Source organism: Tepidamorphus sp. 3E244, from assembly GCF_046159835.1.
GTDB lineage: Bacteria > Pseudomonadota > Alphaproteobacteria > Rhizobiales > Tepidamorphaceae > JACKJK01.
In genome coordinates, this window is record NZ_JBJXCY010000002.1 from 134159 (window position 1) to 158939 (window position 24781).

The 24781-nt window shown below is 64.4% G+C and carries 26 protein-coding genes; 12 read left to right on the top strand and 14 right to left on the bottom strand.

From position 1 onward, the window contains the following. Positions 1 to 15 precede the first annotated feature (15 nt). From ACKTEK_RS09465 to ACKTEK_RS09475, 3 genes are all read left to right on the top strand, one after another. Entirely contained in the window at positions 16 to 762 is a 747-nt protein-coding gene (locus ACKTEK_RS09465; protein ID WP_409165041.1) for a DUF2259 domain-containing protein, read from the top strand. 132 nt (positions 763 to 894) lie between these two features. Next, entirely contained in the window at positions 895 to 2208 is a 1314-nt protein-coding gene (gene purB, locus ACKTEK_RS09470; protein ID WP_409165042.1) for an adenylosuccinate lyase, read from the top strand. A gap of 3 nt (positions 2209 to 2211) precedes the next feature. Then, positions 2212 to 2763 (top strand): RBBP9/YdeN family alpha/beta hydrolase, encoded by a 552-nt coding sequence (locus ACKTEK_RS09475; protein ID WP_409165043.1) that lies wholly within the window; start codon positions 2212 to 2214, stop codon positions 2761 to 2763. Positions 2764 to 2774: 11 nt separating this feature from the next. Here ACKTEK_RS09475 and ACKTEK_RS09480 read toward each other — a convergent pair whose 3' ends face one another. The 4 genes from ACKTEK_RS09480 to ACKTEK_RS09495 all read right to left on the bottom strand — a co-directional run bounded on the left by ACKTEK_RS09480 (position 2775) and on the right by ACKTEK_RS09495 (position 5674). After that, positions 2775 to 3230, bottom strand: a complete 456-nt coding sequence (locus ACKTEK_RS09480) for a GNAT family N-acetyltransferase (protein ID WP_409165044.1) — start codon at positions 3228 to 3230, stop codon at positions 2775 to 2777. After that, positions 3230 to 4489: a hypothetical protein gene (locus tag ACKTEK_RS09485; RefSeq protein WP_409165045.1), complete on the bottom strand. Its 1260-nt coding sequence runs from the start codon at positions 4487 to 4489 to the stop codon at positions 3230 to 3232. Before ACKTEK_RS09485 ends, ACKTEK_RS09480 begins: the two co-directional genes overlap by 1 nt. A 79-nt stretch (positions 4490 to 4568) precedes the next feature. Continuing rightward, positions 4569 to 5345, bottom strand: coding sequence for an HpcH/HpaI aldolase family protein (locus ACKTEK_RS09490; RefSeq protein ID WP_409165046.1), 777 nt, complete (start codon positions 5343 to 5345; stop codon positions 4569 to 4571). Positions 5346 to 5350: 5 nt separating this feature from the next. Next, positions 5351 to 5674: a DUF1476 domain-containing protein gene (locus ACKTEK_RS09495; RefSeq protein WP_409165047.1), complete on the bottom strand. Its 324-nt coding sequence runs from the start codon at positions 5672 to 5674 to the stop codon at positions 5351 to 5353. Between the two features lie 320 nt (positions 5675 to 5994). Here ACKTEK_RS09495 and purC point away from each other — a divergent pair, with 320 nt between their 5' ends. From purC to grxD, 7 genes are all read left to right on the top strand, one after another. Next, the gene (gene purC / locus ACKTEK_RS09500; RefSeq protein ID WP_409165048.1) at positions 5995 to 6759 is read left to right on the top strand and encodes a phosphoribosylaminoimidazolesuccinocarboxamide synthase; all 765 of its coding nucleotides are present in this window, start codon (positions 5995 to 5997) and stop codon (positions 6757 to 6759) included. Between the two features lie 8 nt (positions 6760 to 6767). Beyond that, the gene (purS, locus tag ACKTEK_RS09505) at positions 6768 to 7010 is read left to right on the top strand and encodes a phosphoribosylformylglycinamidine synthase subunit PurS (RefSeq protein WP_409165049.1); all 243 of its coding nucleotides are present in this window, start codon (positions 6768 to 6770) and stop codon (positions 7008 to 7010) included. A 13-nt stretch (positions 7011 to 7023) separates the two neighbouring features. After that, entirely contained in the window at positions 7024 to 7710 is a 687-nt protein-coding gene (purQ, locus tag ACKTEK_RS09510) for a phosphoribosylformylglycinamidine synthase subunit PurQ (protein WP_409165050.1), read from the top strand. Between the two features lie 16 nt (positions 7711 to 7726). Continuing rightward, positions 7727 to 8158, top strand: coding sequence for a hypothetical protein (locus ACKTEK_RS09515; protein ID WP_409165051.1), 432 nt, complete (start codon positions 7727 to 7729; stop codon positions 8156 to 8158). Positions 8159 to 8260: 102 nt separating this feature from the next. Continuing rightward, positions 8261 to 10468: a phosphoribosylformylglycinamidine synthase subunit PurL gene (purL, locus tag ACKTEK_RS09520; protein ID WP_409165052.1), complete on the top strand. Its 2208-nt coding sequence runs from the start codon at positions 8261 to 8263 to the stop codon at positions 10466 to 10468. Between the two features lie 21 nt (positions 10469 to 10489). Next, positions 10490 to 10723, top strand: coding sequence for a BolA family protein (locus ACKTEK_RS09525; protein WP_409165053.1), 234 nt, complete (start codon positions 10490 to 10492; stop codon positions 10721 to 10723). Between the two features lie 162 nt (positions 10724 to 10885). After that, positions 10886 to 11224 (top strand): Grx4 family monothiol glutaredoxin, encoded by a 339-nt coding sequence (gene grxD / locus ACKTEK_RS09530; RefSeq protein WP_409165054.1) that lies wholly within the window; start codon positions 10886 to 10888, stop codon positions 11222 to 11224. Between the two features lie 121 nt (positions 11225 to 11345). Here the strand turns inward: grxD and ACKTEK_RS09535 are convergent, their stop codons facing one another. From ACKTEK_RS09535 to ACKTEK_RS09565, 7 genes are all read right to left on the bottom strand, one after another. Continuing rightward, positions 11346 to 12326 (bottom strand): MBL fold metallo-hydrolase, encoded by a 981-nt coding sequence (locus ACKTEK_RS09535; protein ID WP_409165055.1) that lies wholly within the window; start codon positions 12324 to 12326, stop codon positions 11346 to 11348. A gap of 111 nt (positions 12327 to 12437) precedes the next feature. Beyond that, positions 12438 to 13409, bottom strand: a complete 972-nt coding sequence (locus tag ACKTEK_RS09540; protein WP_409165056.1) for a UDP-glucuronic acid decarboxylase family protein — start codon at positions 13407 to 13409, stop codon at positions 12438 to 12440. After that, positions 13406 to 14536: a glycosyltransferase gene (locus tag ACKTEK_RS09545; protein WP_409165057.1), complete on the bottom strand. Its 1131-nt coding sequence runs from the start codon at positions 14534 to 14536 to the stop codon at positions 13406 to 13408. The genes ACKTEK_RS09540 and ACKTEK_RS09545 overlap by 4 nt, the downstream gene beginning before the upstream one ends. Positions 14537 to 14594: 58 nt before the next feature. After that, complete coding sequence (gene rpsD / locus ACKTEK_RS09550; protein ID WP_409165058.1) at positions 14595 to 15212, bottom strand: 30S ribosomal protein S4; 618 nt, start codon at positions 15210 to 15212, stop codon at positions 14595 to 14597. 224 nt (positions 15213 to 15436) lie between these two features. Continuing rightward, positions 15437 to 16222 (bottom strand): glutamate racemase, encoded by a 786-nt coding sequence (gene murI, locus ACKTEK_RS09555; RefSeq protein WP_409165059.1) that lies wholly within the window; start codon positions 16220 to 16222, stop codon positions 15437 to 15439. Next, positions 16219 to 16998, bottom strand: a complete 780-nt coding sequence (locus tag ACKTEK_RS09560; protein ID WP_409165060.1) for an RNA methyltransferase — start codon at positions 16996 to 16998, stop codon at positions 16219 to 16221. Before ACKTEK_RS09560 ends, murI begins: the two co-directional genes overlap by 4 nt. Positions 16999 to 17036: 38 nt before the next feature. After that, a complete protein-coding gene (locus ACKTEK_RS09565; protein ID WP_409165061.1) occupies positions 17037 to 17417 on the bottom strand; it encodes a winged helix-turn-helix transcriptional regulator in 381 nt (126 codons plus the stop codon). An 87-nt stretch (positions 17418 to 17504) separates the two neighbouring features. On the opposite strand from ACKTEK_RS09565, the gene ACKTEK_RS09570 reads away from it, so the two are divergent. Next, positions 17505 to 17915: a GFA family protein gene (locus tag ACKTEK_RS09570; protein WP_409165062.1), complete on the top strand. Its 411-nt coding sequence runs from the start codon at positions 17505 to 17507 to the stop codon at positions 17913 to 17915. Between the two features lie 19 nt (positions 17916 to 17934). On the opposite strand, the gene ACKTEK_RS09575 is transcribed toward ACKTEK_RS09570, so the two are convergent. After that, positions 17935 to 18789, bottom strand: a complete 855-nt coding sequence (locus ACKTEK_RS09575; RefSeq protein ID WP_409165063.1) for an FkbM family methyltransferase — start codon at positions 18787 to 18789, stop codon at positions 17935 to 17937. Positions 18790 to 18902: 113 nt separating this feature from the next. Here ACKTEK_RS09575 and ACKTEK_RS09580 point away from each other — a divergent pair, with 113 nt between their 5' ends. Beyond that, a complete protein-coding gene (locus ACKTEK_RS09580; RefSeq protein WP_409165064.1) occupies positions 18903 to 20114 on the top strand; it encodes an NADP-dependent isocitrate dehydrogenase in 1212 nt (403 codons plus the stop codon). 55 nt (positions 20115 to 20169) lie between these two features. On the opposite strand, the gene ACKTEK_RS09585 is transcribed toward ACKTEK_RS09580, so the two are convergent. After that, positions 20170 to 21891, bottom strand: coding sequence for a cation:proton antiporter (locus ACKTEK_RS09585; protein ID WP_409165065.1), 1722 nt, complete (start codon positions 21889 to 21891; stop codon positions 20170 to 20172). A 155-nt stretch (positions 21892 to 22046) separates the two neighbouring features. Beyond that, the gene (gene alaS, locus ACKTEK_RS09590; protein WP_409165066.1) at positions 22047 to 24710 is read right to left on the bottom strand and encodes an alanine--tRNA ligase; all 2664 of its coding nucleotides are present in this window, start codon (positions 24708 to 24710) and stop codon (positions 22047 to 22049) included. Positions 24711 to 24781: the final 71 nt, after the last annotated feature.

Consider the following 24781-nt stretch of genomic DNA (forward strand, 5'->3'; position numbering starts at 1 on the left):
CGGAGGAAGAAAGACATGGCATTTCCGGTCCTGGGACGCCGCCCCGACAGCAAATTGCGCCTCATTCTGGCAGCCGCACTGGTTCTCATTGCCGCTGTGCTCGCGATGATCCCGTCGCGCGCCAGCGCGGGCGATCTCGCCGCTTGGCAGGTGGTCGGGTACTCGCAGGATGGCAGCCATTTCGCCTTTGCCGAATACGGCCGGCAGGATGGGTCCGGCTTCCCCTATGCCGCGCTCTACGTGGTCGACCTCGACCAGGACCGATATGTCGGCGGCGCGCCGTTCCGCGTGCTCCCCGAGGACGACCAGATGAGCATCGGCGAGGCGCTGGCGCAGGTGCACGCACAGGCCGAGGGCACGCTTGCCGATTACGGCATTTCCCAGCCCGCACGCCTCGTTGCCGCCGACCCGCCCACCGAGCACGATGCCAACCCGCGCCAGATTGCGTTCAATCCCATCCCCGGCCTGACCTCGAACGTCGCGCCGCGCCGCCTGACGCTGACGACAGTGAACCTGCCCGACAAGCCAATCTGCCAGCAGATGGGCGACACCTACGGCTTTGCGCTGGCGCTCGACGGCGTCGAGGTCTACCGCGACACCTCGATCCCCAAGAGCCGCAACTGCCCGCTGGATTACCAGGTCGCAGCCATCGTCATGCCGATGGAAGCCCCGTTCGACCGGGCGGTGGCGATAATCAGCGTCATCCAGGTCGGCTTTGAAGGCCCGAGACGCCGCGTCATCGCGGTTCCGATCTCCTTCTGAACCACCCGAACCTTCCCGGCAGGTCCAAGGCGCATTGAGCCGCGCGCGCGGCTCTGTTAGAGACGGCGCAACCTTGGCCCGGCGGCGGCGGCCTGCCCGTTTCGTTGCCTTGAACCTTCCGGAAAGCCTGCCGTGATCCCGCGTTATTCCCGCCCCGACATGGTTGCCATCTGGCAGCCCGAAACGAAGTTCCGCATCTGGTTTGAAATCGAGGCCTATGCCGCAATGGCAATGGCCGAGATCGGCGAGATCCCGCAATCCGCCGCCGACACCATCTGGGAGCGCGGCTCGAAGGCGGAATTCGACGTGGCGCGCATCGACGAGATCGAGCGCGAGGTGAAGCACGATGTCATCGCCTTCCTCACGCATCTGGCCGAGCATGTCGGCGAGGATTCGCGCTTCGTCCACAAGGGACTGACCTCTTCCGACGTGCTGGACACCTGCTTCAACGTGCAGCTGGCCCGCGCCTCCGACATCCTGCTGGCCGACCTCGATGCGCTGCTGGCCGCTATCCGCAAGCGCGCCTTCGAACACAAGATGACGCCGACCATCGGCCGCAGCCACGGCATCCATGCAGAGCCGGTCACCTTCGGCCTCAAGATGGCGGAAGCCTACGCCGAGTTCGCCCGCTGCAAGGCGCGGCTTGAAGCAGCCCGCGCGGAAATCGCCACCTGCGCGCTGTCGGGTGCGGTCGGCACCTTCGCCAATGTCGACCCGCGCGTCGAAGCCTATGTCGCCGACAAGCTGGGCCTCACGGTCGAACCGGTCTCCACGCAGGTCATCCCCCGCGACCGGCACGCCATGTTCTTCGCAACGCTCGGCGTCATTGCGTCGTCTATCGAGCGCCTTTCGGTGGAAGTGCGCCACCTGCAGCGCACCGAAGTGCTTGAAGCAGAAGAGTATTTCTCGCCGGGCCAGAAGGGCTCCTCGGCGATGCCCCACAAGCGCAATCCCGTGCTGACCGAGAACCTCACCGGCCTCGCCCGCATGGTGCGCTCCTACGCGATGCCCGCGATGGAGAACGTCGCGCTGTGGCACGAGCGCGATATCTCGCACTCCTCCGTGGAGCGCATGATCGGCCCGGACGCAACCGTGACGCTCGATTTCGCGCTGGCCCGCCTCACTGGCGTGGTCGACAAGCTGCTGGTCTACCCGGAGCGCATGCAGGCGAACCTCGACGCACTCGGCGGACTGGTGCACTCCCAGCGCATCCTGCTGGCGCTCGTCGAGGCCGGCACCAGCCGCGAGGACGCCTACCGGCTCGTCCAGCGCAACGCGATGCCGGTCTGGCGCGGCGAAGGCGACTTCCTGACCTTCCTCAAGAATGACGCGGACGTGAGTGCCAAGCTGAGCGATGAGAAGCTCGAGGAGCTTTTCGACCTCGGCTACCACTTCAAGCATGTCGACACGATCTTCGAGCGTGTCTTCGGCTCCTCAAAGGCCTGACGCGTGAAGGCGCGCGAAGCAGACTTGCTGATGCTGCCGGGTCTCGGCGGCGGCACCGATAACCACTGGTACCGGCGCTGGGCGGAACGCATCGGCACCGCGACCGTCGTCGAGCAGGACGAGTGGTGGAAGCCGGAGCCCAAGTCCTGGTGCGACCGCATCATGGAGCATGTCGAGCGCGCCGAGCGGCCCATCGTCTTCATGGCCCATTCGCTGGGAACGTTGGCGCTGGCCCACGTCGCGCCGCGGCTTGAGGGCCACGATGTGCGCGGCGCGTTCATCGTCGCACCGCCCGACCTCGAAACCCGGCTGAAGATGGTGCCGGACGCAGGAACCTTCCTGCCGATCCCGCGCGATCCGCTGCCATTCCCCTCGCTGATGGCTGCCTCCAAGACGGACCCCTATTGCAGCCTCGATGCGGCGGGCGACCTCGCCAATGCTTGGGGTTCGCTGCTGGTGGATGCCGGCGATTCAGGCCATCTGAACGCCGATTCCGGCCACGGCCCGTGGCCCGAAGGCCTGATGACCTTCACGACCTTCCTGAGCAGGCTCTAGGGGCAAATGCCTCAGTCCTCGTCGGGCGTGATCGGCATCTTGTAGGTCACCAGTGGCGTGCGTTGCGAGACCCGGTCGTAGAAGGCCATGGCGCGGGCATTGTCCGCACCCGTCGCCCAGCGCACTTCGCCCCAGCCCGCTGATCTTGCATGGTCGCGCACCGCCTTCATCAGCGCATCTGCGGCACCGCTTCCGCGCGCGGCATCGGACACGTAGATGTCGTTGACGAAGCCGTTCCAGCACGCTTGCAGGGGCCGGTAGAACGGCTGGAAATGCACCAGCCCGACGGCAACACCATCAAGCCGCGCGATTGCGCCGAGCATGGGCTGCGTGTCGTCGATGATTTCCTGCCAGAGCCGGTCCAGCGCATCGTCACTCAGGCTTGCGTTCTGGAAGGCGGCATATCCGCGATACAGGTCGCGCCAGTCTGGCTGGTCGCCCGCGACGATCCGCGAAACGGTGACCATCAGTCGAACAGGAACTCGCGGCCGACCTTCACCCGGTTCACACCGTCATAGGCGATGATGTCGGCGGTGGCGTAGGTCTCGGACATGGTGGCGGGCAGGAAGGACCCGGTACCGATGGCATCGACCGGCGCACGCACCGCGCCGACCACCTGGCACTTCTGCGCGTCAAAGCCGGACGAGGCGACGATCTGCGCGCCTTTGTAGCCGGCTTTGTCCAGTTCGAGCCGCATGTTGATGATCGAGGCGATGGACACGCCGGTACCGAACAGCAGCTTGCGGACGCGGTCGACGATGACGTTGGCAGGATCAAGCTGGAAGGCGCGGGTTCCGAGCACCGCCTCGACGATGTTGTACTCGCCGTCGACATCCATCCACTCGCCGACGACATCGATGGAGCGCTCGTATCCCAGCCCTTCGGCGAAACGCGCGCCGTGGGTGTCGAGCCGCACGCCGAAGGTCTTGCCCTTCTGGTCGAGCTTCTCTTCCTCGTAGAACCAGCGCGCGGCGGCCAGCGCGTCGGTGATCTCCAGACCGCGATAGTCCACCAGGCCGATGACGGGCGCGGTCTCAGGCAGGATCGGCGCGAGATATTTCAGCGCCTGCACCACGTCACCGTCGGTATAGCCGACGAGCGCATGGGGCATGGTGCCTGTGCCGGACTTCTGGCCGTAGAGCGGCGCTGTCAGGTCCTGCGAGGAGCCGGTGAACCCCCGCACGCTCGGGTCCTTGGCGCGTGCCGCGTCGCTGCCGACTGCCGCGCCGTAGGCCGCCAGCAGGTTCATCTCCGCGCCGCTGGCGTGGCGGGCATGCATGTCGATGAAGGCGGCATAGGGCACCGCGCGGCACATCTCGTAGGCGTTGTTGGCGCACACGCAGGGAAAGCCGATCTTTTGGAGAAGTACGGTTTCCGCTTCCGACATGCGCGCGAACGGCACGTCGATCTTCATCAGCTTCTTTTCCGAAGGCACCAGCGCGCCTTCCGGGTAGTAGGTGCTGATCTCGGCCTCGGGCACATAGCGTTCCAGCAGGCGGCGGGCCGGCTCGAGTGCTGCGATGACGCGGCGGCGCATGAACACCGCGTAGCTCGCCGTCACCGCGTGGTTGGCATCGACGATGCGCCGCGTGTTGGTGAAGTACTTGTCGGTGATCCCTTCCAGCGATCCCGCCGATTCAATCAGCGCGATCAGCCGGTCGAGCGCCGCATCACGCCCCGGGTCCATGTCGTCCAGCATGTGGCTGTTCGGGTTCTTCTGGTCCAATTCGGCCTCCGCCGTGCATTTTGGCGCGCATTATCGGCCACGAACCGGCCTTGCCAAGGTCCAATTCCGAAATTCTTGCCTATCCGCCGAAGGATTTGAGCGCACCGGCCGCGCCAGCGCGGATGAAGCCGTAGTCGCTGCCGCAGCAAACCAGCGCAAAACCGGCCTCGCGGTAGGCGTCCGCGAGCTTCGGCGTCTGCGCGTAGCCGGTGGCAAGCTTGCCATGCGCCTTGCAGGCTTTCGCGACGGCCTTGATGGCGTCGAGCACGCTGTCGTCTTCCGGGTTCATGCTGCTGCCGGCGCTCATCGACATGGACATGTCGGCGGGACCGATGAAAAGCCCGTCGATGCCTTCGATGGCAACGATATCGTCAGCCGCCTCCAGCGCCTCGCGCGTCTCGCACATGGCAAGCGCGAGCTGGGTGGAATTTCCCTGCCCGACCCAGGTGTTCGCGTCGGTGCCCCACACGTGCATCATCCGCGCCGGTCCCCAGCTGCGTTCGCCGAGTGGAGGATATTTCACCGCTTCGACGAACCGCTTTGCATCGGCAACGGAGTTGATCATCGGCGCGATGACGGCTTCCGCCCCGAGATCCAGCGCACGCGCGGCAAAGGCAAAATCGCCATGCGGCATCCGAACGATGGGCGCTGCCCCGCCCGCAGCGCAGGCAAGCACGTTGGCTTTGGTCGCCTCGTAGCCGGCATAGCCGTGCTGGCAATCCATGCAGATCGCGCTGAACCCGGCCCGCGCGATGGCCTCGATGCTCAACGGGTCGGAAAGCTGCGCCCAGCCGCTGAGGATGAACTCCCCGGCGGCGAGGCGGCTTGCAAGCGTCGGGCTGGCCTTGGCCGACACGGGCCTCAGGCCTCGCTGCTGACCTGCTGGATAGCGGTCGCCATCAGCTCGTCCATGGTGCGGCGAATCTGGTGGTCGCTCTGGTCCACGTTGTTGGCGTCGAAGTCACCGCGAACCTTGCGGAACACGTCCTCGTCGCCCGGCTCCTCGAAGTCGGCCAGCACAACGGTCTTGGCATAGGCCTCGGCTTCCTCGCCGGACTTGCCGAGCTTTTCCGCCGCCCACTCGCCCAGCAGGCGGTTGCGGCGCGCCGTCGCCTTGAAGCGCAGCTCCTCGTCATGGGCGAACTTGTTCTCGAATCCGTCCTTGCGCTTGTCGAACGTGGTCATCTGCAGGCCTCCGAATTTGTCGTGCTGCGGTGCGCTCTCGCACCCTGCCGAACTTATGCCCGAAATCGATATAGTGTGAGTTGGGCGAAATCAACGCGCCGGGACGCGGCAAAGCTGCTTTCCGCGCCTGAATTGCGCACCTCGTTCCCCCATCCAACGCGATTGTGCAGCGCACGTCTATCGGATAGGGTCGCGCCAATTTTCCGATTCAGGAAAACGGCGGGATTTGAACCGCCAACCGGCTGCCGATGGCCTGATAGCCGTCGCGTCAGCCCGGACCCGTTGCCGCTGTACCGGCAAACCGCAAGGACGAACGACCCATGAACCGCCGCCGCAGGATTTACGAGGGCAAGGCCAAGATCCTCTACGAAGGCCCCGAGCCCGGCACCCTCATCCAGCATTTCAAGGACGATGCGACCGCCTTCAACGCCCAGAAAAAGGACGTGATCGAAGGCAAGGGCGTGCTGAACAACCGCATCTCCGAGCACATCTTCACCAACCTCAACGCCATCGGCGTTCCGACGCACTTCATCCGTCGCCTCAACATGCGCGAGCAGCTGATCCGCGAAGTCGAGATCGTGCCGCTCGAGGTGATCGTGCGCAACGTCGCCGCCGGGTCGCTGTCCAAGCGCCTCGGGCTTGAGGAAGGCACCCAGCTGCCGCGCTCCATCATCGAGTTCTGCTACAAAAACGACGAGCTGGGCGACCCGCTGGTGGCCGAGGAACACATCACCGCGTTCGGCTGGGCAGCGCCGCAGGAAATCGACGACATCATGTCGCTCGCCATCCGCGTCAACGACTTCCTGACCGGCCTTTTCCTAGGCTGCGGCATCCGCCTCGTCGACTTCAAGATCGAGTTCGGCCGCCTGTACGAGAACGACATGGTCCGCATCGTGCTGGCCGACGAGATCAGCCCCGATTCCTGCCGCCTGTGGGACATCGGCTCCGACGAGAAGCTGGACAAGGACCGCTTCCGCCGCGACATGGGCGGGCTGGTCGAAGCCTATACCGAGGTGGCCCGCCGGCTCGGCATCGTTTCCGAAAACGAGCCGATCGCCACGCGCGGCCCCGTGCTGGTCAAGTGAGGGAATCCATGAAGGCACGCGTTACCGTGACGCTCAAGAAGGGCGTTCTCGACCCGCAGGGCAAGGCCATCGAAGGCGCGCTCTCCACGCTCGGCTTCGACGGCGTCGACAATGTCCGCCAGGGCAAGCTGATCGAGATCGAGCTGGAGCAGACCGACCGCGACAGCGCCCGCAAGCAGGTCGAGCAGATGTGCGAGAAGCTCCTCGCCAATACCGTGATCGAGAACTACGCCATCGAACTGGTCAACTGACGAGGCAGAGCACGTGAAGTCCGCCATCATCCTCTTCCCCGGCACCAACCGCGAACGTGACATGGCCGCCGCGCTGAAGCGCGCGTCCGGCAATGACGCGCAGATCGTCTGGCACGGCGAAACGGACCTGCCCGATGTTGATCTGGTGGTGCTGCCCGGCGGCTTCTCCTACGGCGACTACCTGCGCTGCGGCGCGATTGCCGCGCGCTCGCCGATCATGCCAGCGGTGATGGCCCATGCTGAGCGCGGCGGCTACGTGCTCGGCGTGTGCAACGGCTTCCAGATGCTGACCGAAACCGGCCTTCTGCCCGGCGCGCTGATGCGCAACGCGAGCCTGAAGTTCATCTGCCGCGACGTGCACCTGAAGATCGAGAACACGCAGACGCCCTTTACCTCGGCCTACCAGCCGGGTCAGGTGATCCGCGTGCCGGTTGCCCACGGCGACGGCAACTACTTCGCCGAGAGCGAGACGCTCGACCGCCTCGAAGGCGATGGCCGCGTCGTGCTGCGCTACTGCGACGAGAAGGGCGCGATCACGGACGAAGCCAACTGCAACGGCTCCCAGCGCAACATCGCCGGCATCCTGAACGAAAGCGGCAACGTGCTCGGCATGATGCCGCACCCCGAGGACATGACCGACGAGCGCCAGGGCGGCCTCGACGGGCTGGGCCTGTTTTCCTCCGTCGCCTCTGCGGCCTGACCGGGCTACGCAACCGATGATGCACGCGCGGCGCGCCACGGCAGTCCTGCTGGCATCCGTGCTGACATCATCGCTGGCATGGAGCGCAGGCGCACAGGCCCGCGACTGGCAGTCGCCGGACAGTCCGTTTGTTCTGGGCGAGGCCTACCCGGACGTTCCCGCGACCTGCGAGACGGCGGAAGACTGGATCGATCTTGCGCCGCCGGTCGATGGACGGGTCTCCTTCGCGATCACCGGCAAGCTGGTGGTCATCGAGCAGGACACCGCGCTCGCCTATCTCGTCATGTGCGAGGAAACGCAGGTGCAGGTGATGTGCGTCACCTATTCGACCAAGGGCCGGCACCTTGGCGAGAAAGTGCTGTTTGCCGGCGGCTGGAGCCGTGGCGGCGAGCGCCAGATCACTCTCGACCGTGCCTGGCAGCGCCGGCCGACTGACGGGTCGAATTGAAGCGACTTTGTCGCGAAAGCGGCACTTTGCCAGTGGCAGACCCTGCCCTGTTGCGGTAGTCCAGTGCCAACCAGGAACACAACGCCAATTCAACGGGCAGACATGATTCCCAACGACCCCAAGATTTCCCCGGAGCTCGTCGCCGAGCATGGCATCAAGCCCGAAGAGTACGAGCGCATCCTGCAACTGATCGGCCGTGAGCCGACCGTGACGGAACTCGGCATCTTCTCGGCCATGTGGAACGAGCACTGCTCCTACAAGTCCTCCAAGATCTGGCTGAAGACCCTGCCGACCAAGGGACCGCAGGTCGTGTGCGGCCCCGGCGAGAATGCCGGCATCGTCGATATCGGCGACGGGCAAGTCTGCGTCTTCAAGATGGAGAGCCACAACCACCCCTCCTTCATCGAGCCCTACCAGGGCGCGGCGACGGGCGTCGGCGGCATCCTGCGCGACGTGTTCACCATGGGCGCGCGCCCCATCGCGGCGATGAACGCACTGCGCTTCGGCGACCCCGATCACGCCAAGACGCGCCACCTGGTGCGCGGGGTGGTGGCTGGTGTTGGCGGCTATGGCAATTCCTTCGGCGTCCCGACCGTGGGCGGCGAGGTGGAGTTCCACGAGAGCTACAACGGCAACAACCTCGTCAACGCGTTTGCGGCCGGCATCGCCGACAAGGACTCGATCTTCTACGCCAAGGCCACCGGCATCGGGAAACCCATCGTCTATCTCGGCTCCAAGACCGGGCGCGACGGCATCCACGGCGCGACCATGGCCTCTGCCGAGTTCGGCGAGGATGCCGAGGAGAAGCGCCCGACCGTGCAGGTCGGCGATCCGTTCTCCGAAAAGCTGCTGCTGGAAGCCTGCCTTGAGCTGATGCAGTCTGGCTCGGTCATCGCGATCCAGGACATGGGCGCAGCGGGCCTCACCTGTTCGGCCGTCGAAATGGGCGCTAAGGGCGACCTCGGCGTGACACTGGACCTCGAACACGTGCCCTGCCGCGAAGACGGCATGAGCGCCTACGAGATGATGCTGTCGGAGAGCCAGGAGCGCATGCTCATGGTCCTCAACCCCGACAAGGAAGACGTGGCCCGCGCGATCTTCGAGAAGTGGGGTCTGGATTTCGCCGTCGTCGGCGAGACGACCGACACCAAGCGATTCCTCATCCGCCACAACGGCGACACCATGGCCGACCTGCCAATCATGGAACTCGGCGACGAGGCCCCCGAATACGACCGTCCCTTCATGCGCACCGAGGCGCCTGCCGACCTGCCGCATGAATCCGTGTCGCCACCGCGCGACTATGCCGAGGCGCTGATGACCATCATCGGCGGGCCGAACAATTCCTCCCGCCGCTGGGTGTGGGAGCAGTACGACCACCTCGTCATGGGCAACACCATGCAGCGCCCCGGCGGCGATGCCGCGGTGGTGCGCGTCGACAGCGACAGCACCAAGGGGCTTGCTTTCAGCGTCGACGTGAACCCGCGCTACTGCCACGCCGACCCCTACGAGGGCGGCAAGCAGGCCGTGGCCGAGGTCTGGCGCAACCTGACCGCCGTGGGGTCGCAGCCACTTGCCATCACCGACAACCTGAATTTCGGCAACCCGGAACGCCCGGAAATCATGGGCCAGTTCGTCGGCTGCATCGAGGGCATCGGCGAAGCCTGCCGCCTGCTCGCTTTCCCCGTCGTCTCCGGCAACGTGTCGCTCTACAACGAGACCAACGGCACCGGCATCCTGCCGACGCCGGCCATCGGCGGCGTCGGACTGCTGCCGGATATCGACGTGATGGCGACCATTGCCTTCAAAGCCGAAGGCGAGGCGATCATCCTCATCGGCGGCCACGGCACGCATCTTGGCTGTTCGACCTACCTGCGCGAATGCCTCGACCGCAATGAAGGCCCGCCCCCGCCGGTGGACCTTGAGGTTGAACTGCGCAACGGCGACATGGTGCGTTCAGCCATCCGCCACGAGCGCGTCACCGCCTGCCACGACATCTCCAACGGCGGCCTGCTCGTCACGCTTGCCGAAATGGCGATGGCCGGAAAGATGGGCGCGGTCGTTGACATGCCGGAATCACCTGACCTGCATGCAAAGCTGTTCGGCGAGGACCAGTCCCGCTACGTGCTGACCGTGACACAGCAGCATGTCGCCCGCGTGATGGGTGATGCGGCGGCAAACGGGATACCGGCTGAAGTCATCGGCCAGACCGGCGGTCCGGCCCTGCGCGTTGGATCGGCATTGTCTGTTTCGGTGGAAACGTTGCACCATACGCACGAATCCTGGTTCCCGGCCTACATGGCCGACCAATAAGCACGGGAGAACGGTGCATCCATGCCCATGGACGAAAACGAGATCGTGCGGCTCATCAAGCAGGCCATCCCCGACGCGAAGGTTTCCATTCAGGACCTTGCCGGCGACGGCGACCATTATGCCGCCACGGTGGTGTCGGAAGAATTTCGCGGCAAGAGCCGCGTCCAGCAGCACCAGATGGTCTACCAGGCCCTTCAGGGCAACATGGGCGGAGTACTGCACGCGCTTGCACTGCAGACCAGCGCGCCGGAGTAAGGCGCGTATTGGCGAACGCCGCTGAAAATGCGATAATTCACGCTGAATTTCTGGTCAAACCACGGTGAACGGCATTGCGAGGCGCTCCTCGCGCCGCCATCTTGGGATCAACGAATTGCTTGAACGCCGGGCCTTGCACCCGGCAGGGAAAGGAAGAAATCGATGAATGCCGTCAACGACATGATCGACGCCGAAGTGAAGAACAACGACGTTCTACTCTTCATGAAGGGCACGCCCTCGTTCCCGCAATGCGGTTTCTCCGGGCAGGTCGTCCAGATTCTCGACTACCTTGGCGTGCCCTACAAGGGCGTGAACGTGCTGGAGAACATGGAAATCCGCGAAGGCGTGAAGGCCTATTCCAACTGGCCGACGATTCCGCAGCTCTACGTGAAGGGCGATTTCGTGGGCGGTTGCGACATCATCCGCGAGATGTTCCAGGCTGGCGAGCTGCAGGACATGCTCGGCGAAAAGGGCATCGCCACTGCCAAGCAGAGCGCCTGAGGCAGACGCCTCGGCTCACCTGCCAGATAACCTCGGCTCACTGCCAGGTTATAGAGACAGACATGACAAAGGGGCCTCACGGCCCCTTTTTTAGTGCGTTGCCCGGATCGCTTGATGCCGATCAGAGACCCGCGACGTAGCGGTACCCGCTGTCCTTTTCCTCCACGTGCCCGACACCGGGCCATGTCAGGTGGTAGCCGATCAGCGCGATGTCGTCGGCGACGATCCGCTTGAGAAGCTGCACCCGCGTCTCGGCGGCCTGGGCGTGGTCCATGTCGAGGCCGAAATGCCAGTCGGGCTTCTGGAACGCGATAAGATCGTGGGTGAATGTGTCGCCCGTGATGAGTAGCTGCTTGCCCTCGGATTCGATCAGCACCGACATGTGTCCGGGCGTGTGTCCCGGTGTCGCGATCATCGTCACGCCCGGCGCGACCTCGTGGTTGTCCTGCGCCATGGTCGTGCGTTCGGCCACCGGCGACAGGTTGCGCTGTGCACCCAGTGCGAACGGCTTGAGGCTGTCGGGTAGCTGCTCCACGCGTCCGTCGGCCATCCAGAAATCGAACTCCGTCGCCGAGATCGTGTAGTCGGCGTTGCCAAAACGCGGCGCTTCCTCGAAGTCGTCGATAATGCCCCAGATGTGGTCCGGGTGCGCATGGGTGATGACGACATTCGTCACCGCGTCACGGTCGATATCGGCCATGTCGAGCGATTCATCGAGCCGGCCGGCGGTTTCGAGGAAGTTCATCCCCGAACCGACATCCATCATCATCACTTCGTCGCCGCGTTTCAGCATGACGACATTGACCGCGCCGGGGCGAATGTCCGTCGGCTGGCCGTTTTCGGCGAGGAATGCCTTGGCCTTCTCCGCATCCATGTTCTCGGTCAGTACCGATACCGGGAGATTGATCGCGCCGTCGGACAGGACCATCACCTCGAATTCGCCAAACGAAAACCTGTGCACATCTGCAGGATGGGCGATGGCCTGCGAGGAGAATGCCAGCGCCGCACTGCCCGCGGCACCGGCGAGGCCTGCCGTGCTGGAGACTTGAGAAAAGCTCGCGCCCGTCGCAGCGCCCTTGAGGAACGTCCGTCTGTCGACCATGCCTGCCTCCCGTGATGTCACGCAGGCACGTTTGGCCCGCTTTTTATATTCGTGTTTTCGAATAATTACGCAGTGAGCGGGCACAGACAAGGGGCAAATATTGCAGATCGTTCAGGCGAGCGTCAGTTCCTTGAGGCGCTTGCGGAAGTACTCGATGGTCCGCCCCAGCCCGTCTTCCAGCGCGACGTTCGGTTCCCAGCCAAGCGTGCTGCGCGCCTTGGTGATGTCAGGCTGACGCTGCAGGGGATCGTCGGCGGGCAGCGGACGCGAGACGATGTGTGACGTCGATCCGGTCATGGAGATCACCCGCTCGGCCAGTTCGCGGATGGTGATTTCGTGCGGGTTGCCGAGGTTGATCGGCCCGGTCACGTCGCCGTCGCTTTCCATGAGCTTGATGAAGCCCGAGACCATGTCGTCCGCGAAGCAGAACGAGCGCGTCTGGCTTCCGTCGCCGTAGATCGAGATCGGATCGTTGCACAGCGCCTGGATGATGAAGTTCGACACCACGCGCCCGTCCGCATGGTGCATGCGCGGCCCGTAGGTGTTGAAGATGCGCGCCACCTTGATCGGCAGGCCCAGCGTGCGGTGATAGTCGAAGAACAGGGTCTCGGCGCAGCGCTTGCCCTCGTCGTAGCAGGCGCGGATGCCGATGGGATTCACGTTGCCCCAGTACTCCTCCTTTTGCGGGTGGACTGTCGGATCGCCGTAAACCTCGCTGGTGGAGGCCTGCATGATCTTGCAGCGCAGGCGCTTGGCCAGCCCCAGCATGTTGATCGCGCCGTGCACCGATGTCTTCGTCGTCTGGATCGGGTCGTGCTGGTAGTGCACGGGCGACGCCGGGCACGCGAGATTGTAGATCTCGTCCACCTCCACGTAGAGCGGCATCGTCACGTCATGGCGCATGAACTCGAAATGCGGGTTCGCATGTAGGTGATCGAGATTGCGCTTCGTGCCGGTGAACAGATTGTCGACGCAAAGCACCTCGTGCCCCTGCTCCAGCAGCCGGTCGATCAGGTGCGAGCCGAGGAACCCCGCACCGCCCGTCACGAGAATGCGTTTGCGGCTTTCATAGACACGGGTCATCGGGAACTCGCTTTCGTGCTGCTGCCAGCGGTCGCGGCAGGGCGGCCATAGGTTTCGACAATGTCGCGGGCGCATGCCGGCAAGGTCAGGTGCGCCTTGGCGTGTTCATGCGCCGAACGCGCCATGCGTTCAAGTCGTGGCTTGTCGGCAAGTGCGGCGGTCACCACGTCGACGATGTTGTCCTCGTCGGGGAAGTAGACAAGGCACTGTTCGCCGACGACCAGCGGTTTGTAGCGGTGGATGGTCGGCGCGTTCATCAGCGGGACCGAACCTGCAAGGGCCGCCTCCACATGGCGGAAGCAGTCCCAGCCAAGCCCTTCCGGGGACAGCGTCAGCCACGATTGCGCGCAACGCTGGATGAACTCGTCGTAGGGAATGCGCTGCGTCGGGTAATCGACCTTGAACCCGGCATCGCGCAGCTTCTCGATCAAGGCAGGTACCTGCCCGCGCACGACGGAATTTCCATCCGTCTGCCCGGCAAAGAAGATGTCGGTTGTCTTCTCGGCGCCAAACGCTGCAGCCGCCATGTCCGACTTGACCACGTCCGTGCTGAGAATCAGCGGCTTGAGCTTGGCAATCCGGCGTTGCCACGCCTTCTTGGACCGGAAGTTGTAGCCGGGAAGACGGCGGTGGGCGGAGCCGTACAGCACCTGCCAGTGGTCCACCGGCAACTCGCGCTTGAAGTAGTGGTCGGCCTTGTCGAACAGGAAATGCTGGTGGGACGGGATCGCGAAGGAATCTTCCTTGTCGATCGCGATCAGCGGCGGCATCGGGATGAAGCGGAACAGCTCAAACAGCAGTGGGCTTACCAGTGCCCCGTATAGATGCTGCGGCTTGCCCTTCAGCAAGGTGAACTTCAACGCTGCAAGGAAGGAGCGCGGGTGCCAGCCGGGATAGATCGGCGCGCTCAGGACGATGAGGCGATAGTCGCCGCGCCGGGCCTTGCGCACGGCACGCACGAGGTTTGTGACCGTGAGGAACTTGCGGCCCCACAGCTTGTCGGCACGATAGCTCGTCAGGAATGAGTCGGTGTGTTCGGGCAGCGCATATTGAAACAGGGCCAGCTCCCCGATCTCGAGGATCCGGCCATGAATGTCTGGCTGAGGCTGCGCCGGTTCGGCCGCCATGTCCGCCATACCTTGCGTGCCTGGTTGCCGGCCGCTTTGGGCGACCGGCACGCCTTCGTTAGCGCGAGTAGAACTCGACCACGAGGTTCGGCTCCATCATCACCGGGTACGGCACGTCCGCAAGGGTCGGGACGCGAACGTACTTCGCGGTCATCTTGGAGTGGTCGACGTCCACGTATTCCGGCACGTCGCGCTCGGAGCTCTGGGTGGCTTCAATAACCAGCGCGAGCTGCTTGGAGGCGTCCTTGATCTCGATCACGTCGTCCGGCTTGCAGCGGTAGGACGGGATGTTGACCTTGCGGCCGTTCACCTTCACGTGGCCATGGTTCACGAACTGGCGTGCGGCGAAGACGGTCGGCACGAACTTGGCGCGGTAGACCATCGCGTCGAGGCGGCTTTCCAGCAGGCCGATCAGGTTGGCGCTGGTATCGCCACGCAGACGGTTGGCTTCGTCATAGGTGCGACGGAACTGCTTCTCGGGGATGGAACCGTAGTAGCCCTTCAGCTTCTGCTTGGCGCGCAGCTGCAGGCCGAAATCGGACATCTTGCCCTTGCGGCGCTGGCCGTGCTGACCGGGGCCGTATTCACGGCGGTTCACGGGGCTCTTCGGGCGGCCCCAGATGTTTTCGCCCATACGCCGGTCGATCTTGTACTTGGCGTCGATACGCTTGCTCATCGCATTTCCTTCAAAGCGTTGCGTACGAAGGAAAAAGCCTCCGCACGGAAGTGGAAACGCGCCCTCCTCTGCCCCGGATTTTGCCGGGACTGACAGGACGATCGCGGCAAGGCGCCAGAAATCGTCCACGGGTCACGTCGGGACTGCCAAAGGCCGTTGCCAGCCCTTGGAAAGGCGCGTGATTAGGCGGTTTTCCCGCCCAAGTCAATGCCGCACGGGCCGCCTCAGCCCTCCACGTGCTCCAGCCCGAAGGTCAGCAGCAGCCGGTCAGCGGCAAGGTCGTCGCGACCTGACGTGAAGACCGCGTAGCCCGCCGGCAGTGCGTCGGCGTCCTCGGCGGGCGGCAGCAGCGAAAGCGCACGCCGCGCGATGGCCTCGGCGGGGTCGATCCAGTCCACCGGCCATGGCGCGACCTTGCGCATCCGGTTGACTAGGAACGGGTAGTGGGTGCAGGCGAGCACGACGATATCGGTTCGCTTGCCGTCCTGCTCCAGGAAGCACGGTGCGATCTCCGCGCGCACGGCGTCCTCGTCCACGTATCCCGCCCGCATGTAGGTCTCCGCCAGCCCGGCCAGCGCGCTGGAGCCGACGAGCCGCACATGCACCTTTGATCCGTAGTCGCGGATCAGGTCGCGGGTATATTGGCGCTTCACAGTGCCCGGCGTTGCCAGCACCGACACGAGACCGGACCGGGTGCGCTCGGCCGCCGGCTTGATGGCCGGCACGGTGCCGACGAAGCACTGGTCCGGGTAGGCCTTGCGCACGTCGTGGATGACGAGCGTGGAGGCGGTGTTGCAGGCAATGACGATGGCCTGCGGGTTCCAGCGTTCGATCAACTTGCCGAACAGCACGACGAGATGTTCGCGCAGCGCATCTTCCTCCCAAGCCCCGTAGGGAAACGCTGCATCGTCGACCACGTAGACGTAAGGGTATGCGGGACCAAGCAACCGCATCTCGCGCAGAACGGTCAGCCCGCCGATGCCTGAGTCGAACAGCAGGACCGGTCTCATTCGGCTGCCTTCTGGCGCTGGTAGCGCTTGCCCGTCAGCGCAACGATGATGCCGCGCAGGGTGCGCACCTCCTGCGAGGTCAGTTGCGCGCGGTGGAACAGGTTGCGGATGTTGCGGATGATGACTGGCGTCTTTTCCGGAGGTTTCAGGAACCCACCGGCGTCCAGCTCGCTCTCAAGGTGCTCGAAGAAATGAAACAGCTCCTCGCGCGGTGCCGGCTCTGGAACGCCTGCAAAGGTTTCGCGGGTGCCCGCGGTGCCGGCCGCGCGCTGCCATTCGTAGGACATGATGAGAACCGCCTGCGCGAGGTTCAGCGAGGCGAAGGCGGGGTTCACCGGGTAGGTCAGGATGGCGTCGGCGAGCGCGATATCGGCATTGTCGAGGCCGGAGCGTTCGCCGCCGAACAGGATGCCGCAATGCTGGCCTGAAACCTCGCGCGCCGACAGCGCATCTGCCGCGGAGACCGGCTCGACCACTTCCTTGGACATGCCGCGCTGGCGCGCCGTCGTGGCATAGATGAACGCAAGGTCTGCGACCGCATCCGCCGTCGTCTCGTAGAGCTTCGCCTCGTCCAGGACCCAGTCCGCGCCCGACGCCGCCTTCGCGGCGCTTTCGCTCGGCCAGCCGTCACGCGGCGCGACGATGCGCATCTCGGACAGGCCGAAATTGGCCATGGCGCGTGCCGCCGTGCCGATGTTCTCGCCAAGCTGCGGGCGAACGAGAATGACCGCCGGCCCGCCCGTGACTTTGAGCCTTGTTATGTCGGTTCCTGCCATGGCGAGAGGGCTTATCCCGAATCCGGCGGCGGCGGAAGTCACTCCTCCGCTTCGGGATAGAGTTCTTCGGGCTTCGCTGCGCGGTAGACCGTGGGCAGATCGATGCAGCCGGAAATGTGCCGGTAGGACCAGTCCATCATCGCCTGCACCACCGGTAACAAGTCCGCGCCCTTGCGCGTCAGGCGGTACTCGTAGCGCGGCGGACGCACCTGATAGGAATGCCGGCTGACGAGCCCTTCCCTCTCCAGCAGCTGCAACCGGTCCGCGAGGATGTTGGTCGAAATGCCTTCGGGCATGGCCAGCAGGTCCGAGTAGCGATGCTTTCCCGTCATGATCGAGCGCAGCACGACCAGCGTCCACTTGTCCCCGATGATGTCGAGGGCGCAGGAAACGGGACATGCAGAGCGGTGATCGATCATGGGGCAGCCGGTTCGGACACTTTCGATTTGAAAGTTAGCGCGAGTGCGGTAACTTGCATAATACAAGCGACAAAAGGAGGCGAAGTCATGACGTATAATGGAAGCTGCCAGTGCGGCGCGGTCAAGATAACTGCGGACGCCGAGCCGGCCTTCGCGGCACATTGTCATTGTCTGGATTGTCAAAAATCCAGCGGCGCCGGACACCTCACCTTCGCGTTCTTCCCGCAGGACAGCGTGTCGGTGACGGGCGAGCTGAGCGAATTCACCGTGGCCGGGGATTCCGGCGGGTCGATGACCCGCTCCTTCTGCCCGACATGCGGCGGCCGCGTCATCGGCCGCATCGGAAACCTGCCCGGCCTTGTCGGGGTGACGCTCGGAATTCTGGATGAATCCGACGGCATCGTTCCGCAGGCTGCAGTCTATGCCAAGCGCCTGCGCAAGTGGGACACCATCCCCGAAGGCGTACAGGCTTTCGAGGAGATGCCGCCACAGGGCTGACCGGCTTTGTTCGCGACAGCTATTTCCGGAACACGAGCACGTCAGATTCGCCCTGCACCGACGCAAGGTCGCGGAGCGGCTGGACAGCGCCTGTCTCTTTGCGCAGGTCGATAAACCCGTCGTGAGTCATTTCAAGAGCAGAAATGAACGCGGTGGTCCGCTCCTCGCCATACCATTCCCGATTGAACTCGATCACCATCGGCAAGCCTGACGCGATGGTCCGCGCCATGCCGGCAACGGCCTGCGGCTCGTGCCCCTGCACGTCGATCCAGACCAGCGACACGTCGTCCGGCGCGATGCCGTCTTCGGCCAGCACATCGTCCAGCGGGCGGGCCTGCACAGGCACGCCGTCCGCTGCGTCTTCGACCAGTCGGTTGTCGCCGCGATTGACGCTGTTGAGGCGGAGCGTGACGGGTCCGGCCTTCGCATCGGCTGCAATCGGGTGGCAGCGCGAGACTTCAGAAAGACCATTCAGTTGCATGTTGAGCTGCAGCATTTCGAACTCTGCCGGAGACGGCTCGACCGCGACGATCCGGCCGAATTTCCCGGTCAGCCAGGCATAGATCGATTGCGTCCCGATATTCGCGCCCACATCGACAAACACGCCGCCCGATTTCAGCAAACCCCGCTCATCAAGCAGAGAGATGGCACGCTCGGTCACCGGACGCTGCCAATGACCGCGCACCAGAATTTCATGTCCGATGAAGGCGTCCGCCGGGTGGAAGACGATGCGATGGTCGGCGAACGTGCGGATGACGAGGTCATTCTCGGCGCCGACATCACTCCAGAACGAGGTGCGCTTCATGATCCGCGGCAGGTAGTGACGTTCGAACCACTGCCCGCGCACGCGCCGCCACCAGCGCTCGGCCTGCACGAGAACCGGAAACTTCATCGCCGGGCCTCTGCCACTTCCGTCTGAATTGCCCTGCTCCCCTGCCCTTGCTATAGCGCTGCCAGCAATTTGCACCGCAACACAAGGGGCTAGACATGTCGAAGATCAAGGTCGCCAACCCGGTCGTCGAACTCGACGGCGACGAGATGACCCGTATCATCTGGCAGCTTATCAAGGACAAACTGATCCATCCTTATCTCGACATCGATCTCGAGTACTACGATCTCGGCATGGAATCGCGTGACGCGACCGACGACCAGATCACCATCGACGCAGCCGAAGCCATAAAGAAGCACGGCGTCGGCGTGAAGTGCGCGACCATCACTCCGGACGAAGACCGCGTCGAGGAATTCGGCCTCAAGCAGATGTGGCGCAGCCCCAACGGCACCATCCGCAACATTCTCGGCGGCGTGGTCTTCCGTGAGCCGATCATCTGCGAAAACGTGCCGCGCCTCGTCCCCGGCTGGACCAAGCCCATCGTCATCGGCCGTCACGCGTTCGGTGACCAGTACCGCGCGACCGATTTCCTCGTGCCCGGCAAGGGCAAGATGACGGTTCGCTGGGAAGGCGAGAACGGCGACGTCATCGAGCGCGAGGTCTTCGACTTCCCGTCTTCCGGCGTCGCCATGTCGATGTACAACCTCGACGACTCGATCCGCGACTTCGCCCGCGCCTGCATGAACTACGGCCTGCAGCGCGGCTACTGGGTCTACCTCTCCACCAAGAACACGATCCTCAAGGCCTATGACGGCCGCTTCAAGGACCTGTTCATGGAGGTCTTCGAGAACGAGTTCGCCGATCGGTTCAAGTCCGCCGACATCGGCTACGAGCACCGCCTGATCGACGACATGGTGGCCGCATCGATGAAGTGGTCCGGCGGCTACGTCTGGGCCTGCAAGAACTACGACGGCGACGTGCAGTCCGACACGGTCGCGCAGGGCTTCGGCTCGCTCGGCCTGATGACCTCGGTGCTGATGACGCCCGATGGAAAGACGGTGGAAGCGGAAGCGGCCCACGGCACCGTCACCCGCCACTATCGCCAGTGGCAGAAGGGCGAGCAGACCTCGACAAACTCCACCGCCTCGATCTTCGCCTGGTCGCGTGGCCTCGCCCACCGCGCCAAGCTGGACGACAACGCCGAGCTGAAGCGCTTCGCCGCGACGCTGGAAAAGACGGTCATCGACACCATCGAGGGTGGCGAGATGACAAAGGATCTGGCGCTGCTCGTCGGCCCGGATCAGGCTTGGCTGTCGACGGAAGGCTTCCTCGACGCCATCGACCGCAACCTGCAGAAGGCGATGGGCTGACGCGCATTCGCGTCTGAAATCCCCTGCACGAACACGAGGGCGGCTGCACTGAACCTCAGTGCAGCCGTTCTTCGTCTTCCCGCACCGTGTCGATGAGCTTCATGGCCGCCTCGTGCGGGTAGCCAAGCCCTTCCATCAGCTTGTCGGCCAGCCGCAAGCTGCCCTCGACCGCTTCCGGAACCACCCAGTCGACACCGATGGCGTCCAGTCGGCGCGCGTGCTCGATGTCCTTTGCGCGCGCGAAGACCATGGCGCCCGGCGCGAGCCGCCGCGCGTTGGCAACCATGCGCTCGGCGGCCTTGGGTTCATCCAGCGTCACGATGAAGGCGCGCGCGTTTTCGCAGCTCACCCGCTTGAGGATGTCGCTGCGGCTGGCATCGCCGAAATAGAGGTTGTGCCCCTCGCGCCGGCCGACCTGCACGGCGCCGGAATCCCGGTCGAGCGCGACGTAGGGCACGTTTTCCATCTCTAGAATGCGCGCCACGATCCGCCCGACGCGCCCGAACCCTCCGATGATGACATGGCCTTCAAGGTCTGCGTGGTCGGCGCGCATGTCGTCGGGAACCTTCGGTTCAGAGCGCACCCACGCGCCCGCGCGGCTGGCGAAGCGCGCCAGCAGCGGCGTCACCAGCATCGACAGGCTTGCCACCAGGATGAAGAACTGCGCCGTGCCGGCGTCCACCACGCCGCCGGAGCGGCCAAGTTGCAGCACCACGAACACGAATTCGCCCGCCTGCCCCAGCAGCAGCGCAGTCTCTACCGCGGTCGGCCGCTCGACCCGGAACACGGTGAAGATCGCAAACAGGACAGCCGCCTTCAGCACGATCAACCCGGCGGCAGAGGCGAGCAGCCAGAAGATATTGTCGACCACCGCCAGCGGGTCGATGCCCATGCCGACCGTCATGAAGAACAGGCCGAGCAGCAACCCGCGGAACGGCTCGATGTCCACCTCGATCTGGTGGCGGTACTCGCTTTCCGACAGCAGCAGCCCGGCGAGAAAGGCGCCCAGCGCCAGCGACAGGCCGGCGGCGCTCGTCAGCAGCGCAATCGCGCCCATGATGAGCAGCACGAAAGCAACGAACAGGTCGCGAGACCCGGTCTGTGCGGTCATGCGCAGCAAGGGACGAAGCGCGTAGCGCCCGGCGACCATGATGACGGCGACCGTCACCGCGGCCAGCCCCAGCGCCTCAAGCAGTGCGATGCCCGGATTGCCCGTGATCCCGGCCCCGAGCAGCCCGACCACGAACAGGATCGGGATGACCATCAGGTCCTGCATCAAGAGGATGGCGAGCGCCATGCGCCCGACGGGCGTCGCGACCCTGTGGCTCTCGTAGAGAAGCTGCATGACGATCGCGGTGGACGACAGCGCGAAAGCCAGGCCGACGACCACGCTCACATCTGCCGAATTGGCGAACAGCGCGGCGACCCCGCCGATAAGAAGTGCGCTGACGACAACCTGCAGGCTGCCGGCACCGAGAACGTACTTGCGCAGCGTCCACAGCTTGTCGAAGGACGTCTCCAGACCCAGCATGAACAGCAGAAAGACGATGCCGAGTTCGGCAATGCCGGTGACTTCTTCCGGGTCGGCGAATGTCGCGTAATCCAGGAACGGATAGGCGTCGGCGAGACGGCCGAGACCGTATGGGCCGACGATGATGCCGGCCAGCAGGAAGCCGATTGCCAGCCCCAGCCTTGCGCGCTGGAACAGCGGCACGACGATGCCGCTGGCAACCAGGAAGATCATGACGTCGTGGATCCAGTCCCCGTGGAATTCCACGTGAAGATGCCCCTTTTGCTCGCGGATCTTCAGCTTCGCGCCGCGAAAACAGCGCGTTCAACCGAGTCTGCACGCCAGACGGCGCTTCGCAAGACGAATGTGCGCCTGCGAAGCGCCTGTGTGCATCGCGTCGCGCAGGAGGGCCTGGTCGCGGTCTAGCTGGCCGTCATTGCGGAGCGAACCGCGTCGATGGCTGCATCGGCTTTCGCACCGTCCGGCCCGCCGGCCTGCGCCATGTCGGGACGTCCGCCGCCGCCCTTGCCACCCAGCGCCTCGGAGCCAGCGCGCACGAGATCGACGGCATTGAACTTGCCCGTCAGGTCATCGGTGACGCCGACGACGATGGCCGCGCGGCCTTCCTCGTTGGCGCTGACGACGCAGACAACGCCGGAGCCTGCCTGCTGCTTCATCTCGTCGACTATGCTCTTGAGCTGCTTGCCGTCGACGCCGCTCAGCGTGCGCCCGACAAAGGTGACGCCGGCGACAGTCTCGCTCGGTGTCTCCTGCCCGCCGGCAGCGCCGCCGCCCAGCGCGAGTTGGCGCTTGGCCTCGGCCAGTTCGCGCTCCAGCTTGCGGCGTTCGTCGACGAGCGCCGTGATGCGGTCCTCGATATCGGCAGTGCCGACCTTTAGCCGCGACGCGATCCCGCGCACGCGGCGATCCTGCTCGGCAAGGTAGTGGCGCGCCGCATCGCCGGTCAGCGCCTCGACACGACGCACGCCGGCTGCCACAGCGCCTTCGTTCACGATGGCGATGAGGCCGATATCCCCGGTGCGCGCGACGTGGGTGCCGCCGCAAAGTTCCATCGAATACGGCTTGTCGGAGGTCCCCTCGAGCGACTTGCCCATGGTGACCACGCGAACCTCGTCGCCATACTTTTCGCCGAACAGCGCCATGGCCCCAGCCTCGATGGCCTCGTCCACGCTCATAAGGCGGGTGCTCACCGCATCGTTCTGCAGCACGACGGAGTTCGCACGATCCTCGACATCGGTCAGTTCGTTCTCATTCAGCGCCTTGGGGTGGCTGAAGTCGAAGCGAAGCCTGTCCGGCGCAACCAGCGAACCCTTCTGCGCCACGTGTGTGCCGACCACCTCGCGCAACGCCTCGTGGATGAGGTGCGTCGCGGAATGATTGCAGCGCACCTGCATGCGCCGACCATCATCGACCGAAAGCTCCAGCGCATCGCCGACCTTGAGCGATCCCTTCTGCAGCATCCCGACATGGACGAACACGTCGCCGAGCTTCTTCTGGGTCTCGGAGACGACGAAGCGCTTGCCCTCGCCGGTCATCAACCCGCGGTCGCCAACCTGGCCACCGGACTCGCCGTAGAACGGCGTCTGGTTGAGGATGACGATGCCTTCATCGCCTTCGTTGAGCATGTCGACAGGCTGTCCGTCGCGCAGCAGCGCGGTGACGACGCCTTCGGCACTTTCGGTCTCGTAGCCGAGAAAGTCGGTCGCACCGACCTTGTCGCGCACGCCGAACCAGACGGTTTCAGTGACCGCCTCGCCCGAGCCGGACCAGGCCTTGCGCGCTTCGGCGCGCTGGCGCTCCATCGCGGCATTGAAGCCGGTCAGATCGACGCCGATGCCGCGCTGGCGCAGGGCGTCCTGCGTCAGGTCGAGCGGAAAGCCGTACGTGTCGTAAAGCTTGAAGGCGACCTCGCCGGAAAGTTCGGCACCCTCGCCCATGCTTTCGGTTTCTTCGTTGAGCAGGCCGATGCCCCGCGCGAGCGTCTTGCGGAAACGGCTTTCCTCGAGTTTCAGCGTCTCGGTGATGAGTGCGTCGGCCCGTACCAGTTCCGGGTAGGCCTGCCCCATCTCCTTGATGAGCGCGGGCACAAGCTTCCACATCAGTGGCTCGGTCACGCCAAGCAACTCGGCATGGCGCATGGCGCGGCGCATGATCCGTCGCAGCACGTAGCCACGCCCCTCGTTGGACGGCAACACGCCGTCTGCAATCAGGAACGAAGTCGCGCGCAGGTGGTCGGCGATGACGCGGTGGCTCGGCTTGGCCGCACCTTCCGCCGGCACGCCGGTTTCCTGAACGGATGCAGCGATCAGGTGCCGCATCATGTCGATCTCGTAGTTGTCGTGCGTCCCCTGCAGCACGGCAGAGATGCGCTCCAGCCCCATGCCGGTGTCGATGGAGGGACGCGGAAGCGCGACGCGCTCGTCCTTCGTCATCTGCTCGAACTGCATGAAGACGAGGTTCCAGATCTCGATGAAGCGGTCGCCATCCTCGTCCGGCGATCCGGGAGGCCCACCGGGTATGTGGTCGCCATGGTCAAAGAAGATTTCCGAGCACGGGCCGCACGGGCCAGTGTCACCCATCGCCCAGAAATTGTCGGACGTCGGGATGCGGATGATCTTGCTGTCGGAAAGCCCCGCGATCTTCTTCCACAGGTCGAAGGCCTGGTCATCCTCGGAATAGACCGTCACCAGCAGCTTTTCTTCCGTTAGCCCGAACTCCTTGGTGATGAGGTTCCAGGCAAGCTCGATCGCAACGTCCTTGAAGTAGTCGCCGAACGAGAAGTTGCCGAGCATCTCGAAGAAGGTGTGGTGGCGCGCGGTATAGCCGACATTGTCGAGGTCGTTGTGCTTGCCGCCGGCCCGAACGCACTTCTGGGATGTGACGGCCCGGTTGTAGGAGCGCGTTTCGACGCCGGTGAAGACGTTCTTGAACTGCACCATGCCCGCATTGACGAACATCAGCGTCGGATCGTTGCGCGGCACCAGCGGACTGGAGGAAACGATCTCGTGGCCGTTCTTTGCAAAGTAGTCGAGGAAGGTCGAGCGGATCTCGTTGACGCCGGTCATGATCGGAACTGTTTCTTTGTCTGGCGAGGGTTGCGCGGCCCCGCGCTCACGTTGCCGCAACTGTGGGATCA

What these genes read in the sequence shown, in the direction of transcription:
- ACKTEK_RS09465 (WP_409165041.1), top strand. Translation starts at nt 16, where the DNA reads ATGGCATTTCCGGTCCTGGGACGCCGCCCCGACAGCAAATTGCGCCTC.
- ACKTEK_RS09480 (WP_409165044.1), bottom strand. Translation starts at nt 3,230, where the DNA reads ATGGTCACCGTTTCGCGGATCGTCGCGGGCGACCAGCCAGACTGGCGC.
- ACKTEK_RS09495 (WP_409165047.1), bottom strand. Translation starts at nt 5,674, where the DNA reads ATGACCACGTTCGACAAGCGCAAGGACGGATTCGAGAACAAGTTCGCC.
- purC (WP_409165048.1), top strand. Translation starts at nt 5,995, where the DNA reads ATGAACCGCCGCCGCAGGATTTACGAGGGCAAGGCCAAGATCCTCTAC.
- purS (WP_409165049.1), top strand. Translation starts at nt 6,768, where the DNA reads ATGAAGGCACGCGTTACCGTGACGCTCAAGAAGGGCGTTCTCGACCCG.
- ACKTEK_RS09515 (WP_409165051.1), top strand. Translation starts at nt 7,727, where the DNA reads ATGATGCACGCGCGGCGCGCCACGGCAGTCCTGCTGGCATCCGTGCTG.
- purL (WP_409165052.1), top strand. Translation starts at nt 8,261, where the DNA reads ATGATTCCCAACGACCCCAAGATTTCCCCGGAGCTCGTCGCCGAGCAT.
- ACKTEK_RS09525 (WP_409165053.1), top strand. Translation starts at nt 10,490, where the DNA reads ATGCCCATGGACGAAAACGAGATCGTGCGGCTCATCAAGCAGGCCATC.
- grxD (WP_409165054.1), top strand. Translation starts at nt 10,886, where the DNA reads ATGAATGCCGTCAACGACATGATCGACGCCGAAGTGAAGAACAACGAC.
- ACKTEK_RS09535 (WP_409165055.1), bottom strand. Translation starts at nt 12,326, where the DNA reads ATGGTCGACAGACGGACGTTCCTCAAGGGCGCTGCGACGGGCGCGAGC.
- ACKTEK_RS09540 (WP_409165056.1), bottom strand. Translation starts at nt 13,409, where the DNA reads ATGACCCGTGTCTATGAAAGCCGCAAACGCATTCTCGTGACGGGCGGT.
- ACKTEK_RS09545 (WP_409165057.1), bottom strand. Translation starts at nt 14,536, where the DNA reads ATGGCGGCCGAACCGGCGCAGCCTCAGCCAGACATTCATGGCCGGATC.
- rpsD (WP_409165058.1), bottom strand. Translation starts at nt 15,212, where the DNA reads ATGAGCAAGCGTATCGACGCCAAGTACAAGATCGACCGGCGTATGGGC.
- murI (WP_409165059.1), bottom strand. Translation starts at nt 16,222, where the DNA reads ATGAGACCGGTCCTGCTGTTCGACTCAGGCATCGGCGGGCTGACCGTT.
- ACKTEK_RS09560 (WP_409165060.1), bottom strand. Translation starts at nt 16,998, where the DNA reads ATGGCAGGAACCGACATAACAAGGCTCAAAGTCACGGGCGGGCCGGCG.
- ACKTEK_RS09565 (WP_409165061.1), bottom strand. Translation starts at nt 17,417, where the DNA reads ATGATCGATCACCGCTCTGCATGTCCCGTTTCCTGCGCCCTCGACATC.
- ACKTEK_RS09570 (WP_409165062.1), top strand. Translation starts at nt 17,505, where the DNA reads ATGACGTATAATGGAAGCTGCCAGTGCGGCGCGGTCAAGATAACTGCG.
- ACKTEK_RS09580 (WP_409165064.1), top strand. Translation starts at nt 18,903, where the DNA reads ATGTCGAAGATCAAGGTCGCCAACCCGGTCGTCGAACTCGACGGCGAC.
- alaS (WP_409165066.1), bottom strand. Translation starts at nt 24,710, where the DNA reads ATGACCGGCGTCAACGAGATCCGCTCGACCTTCCTCGACTACTTTGCA.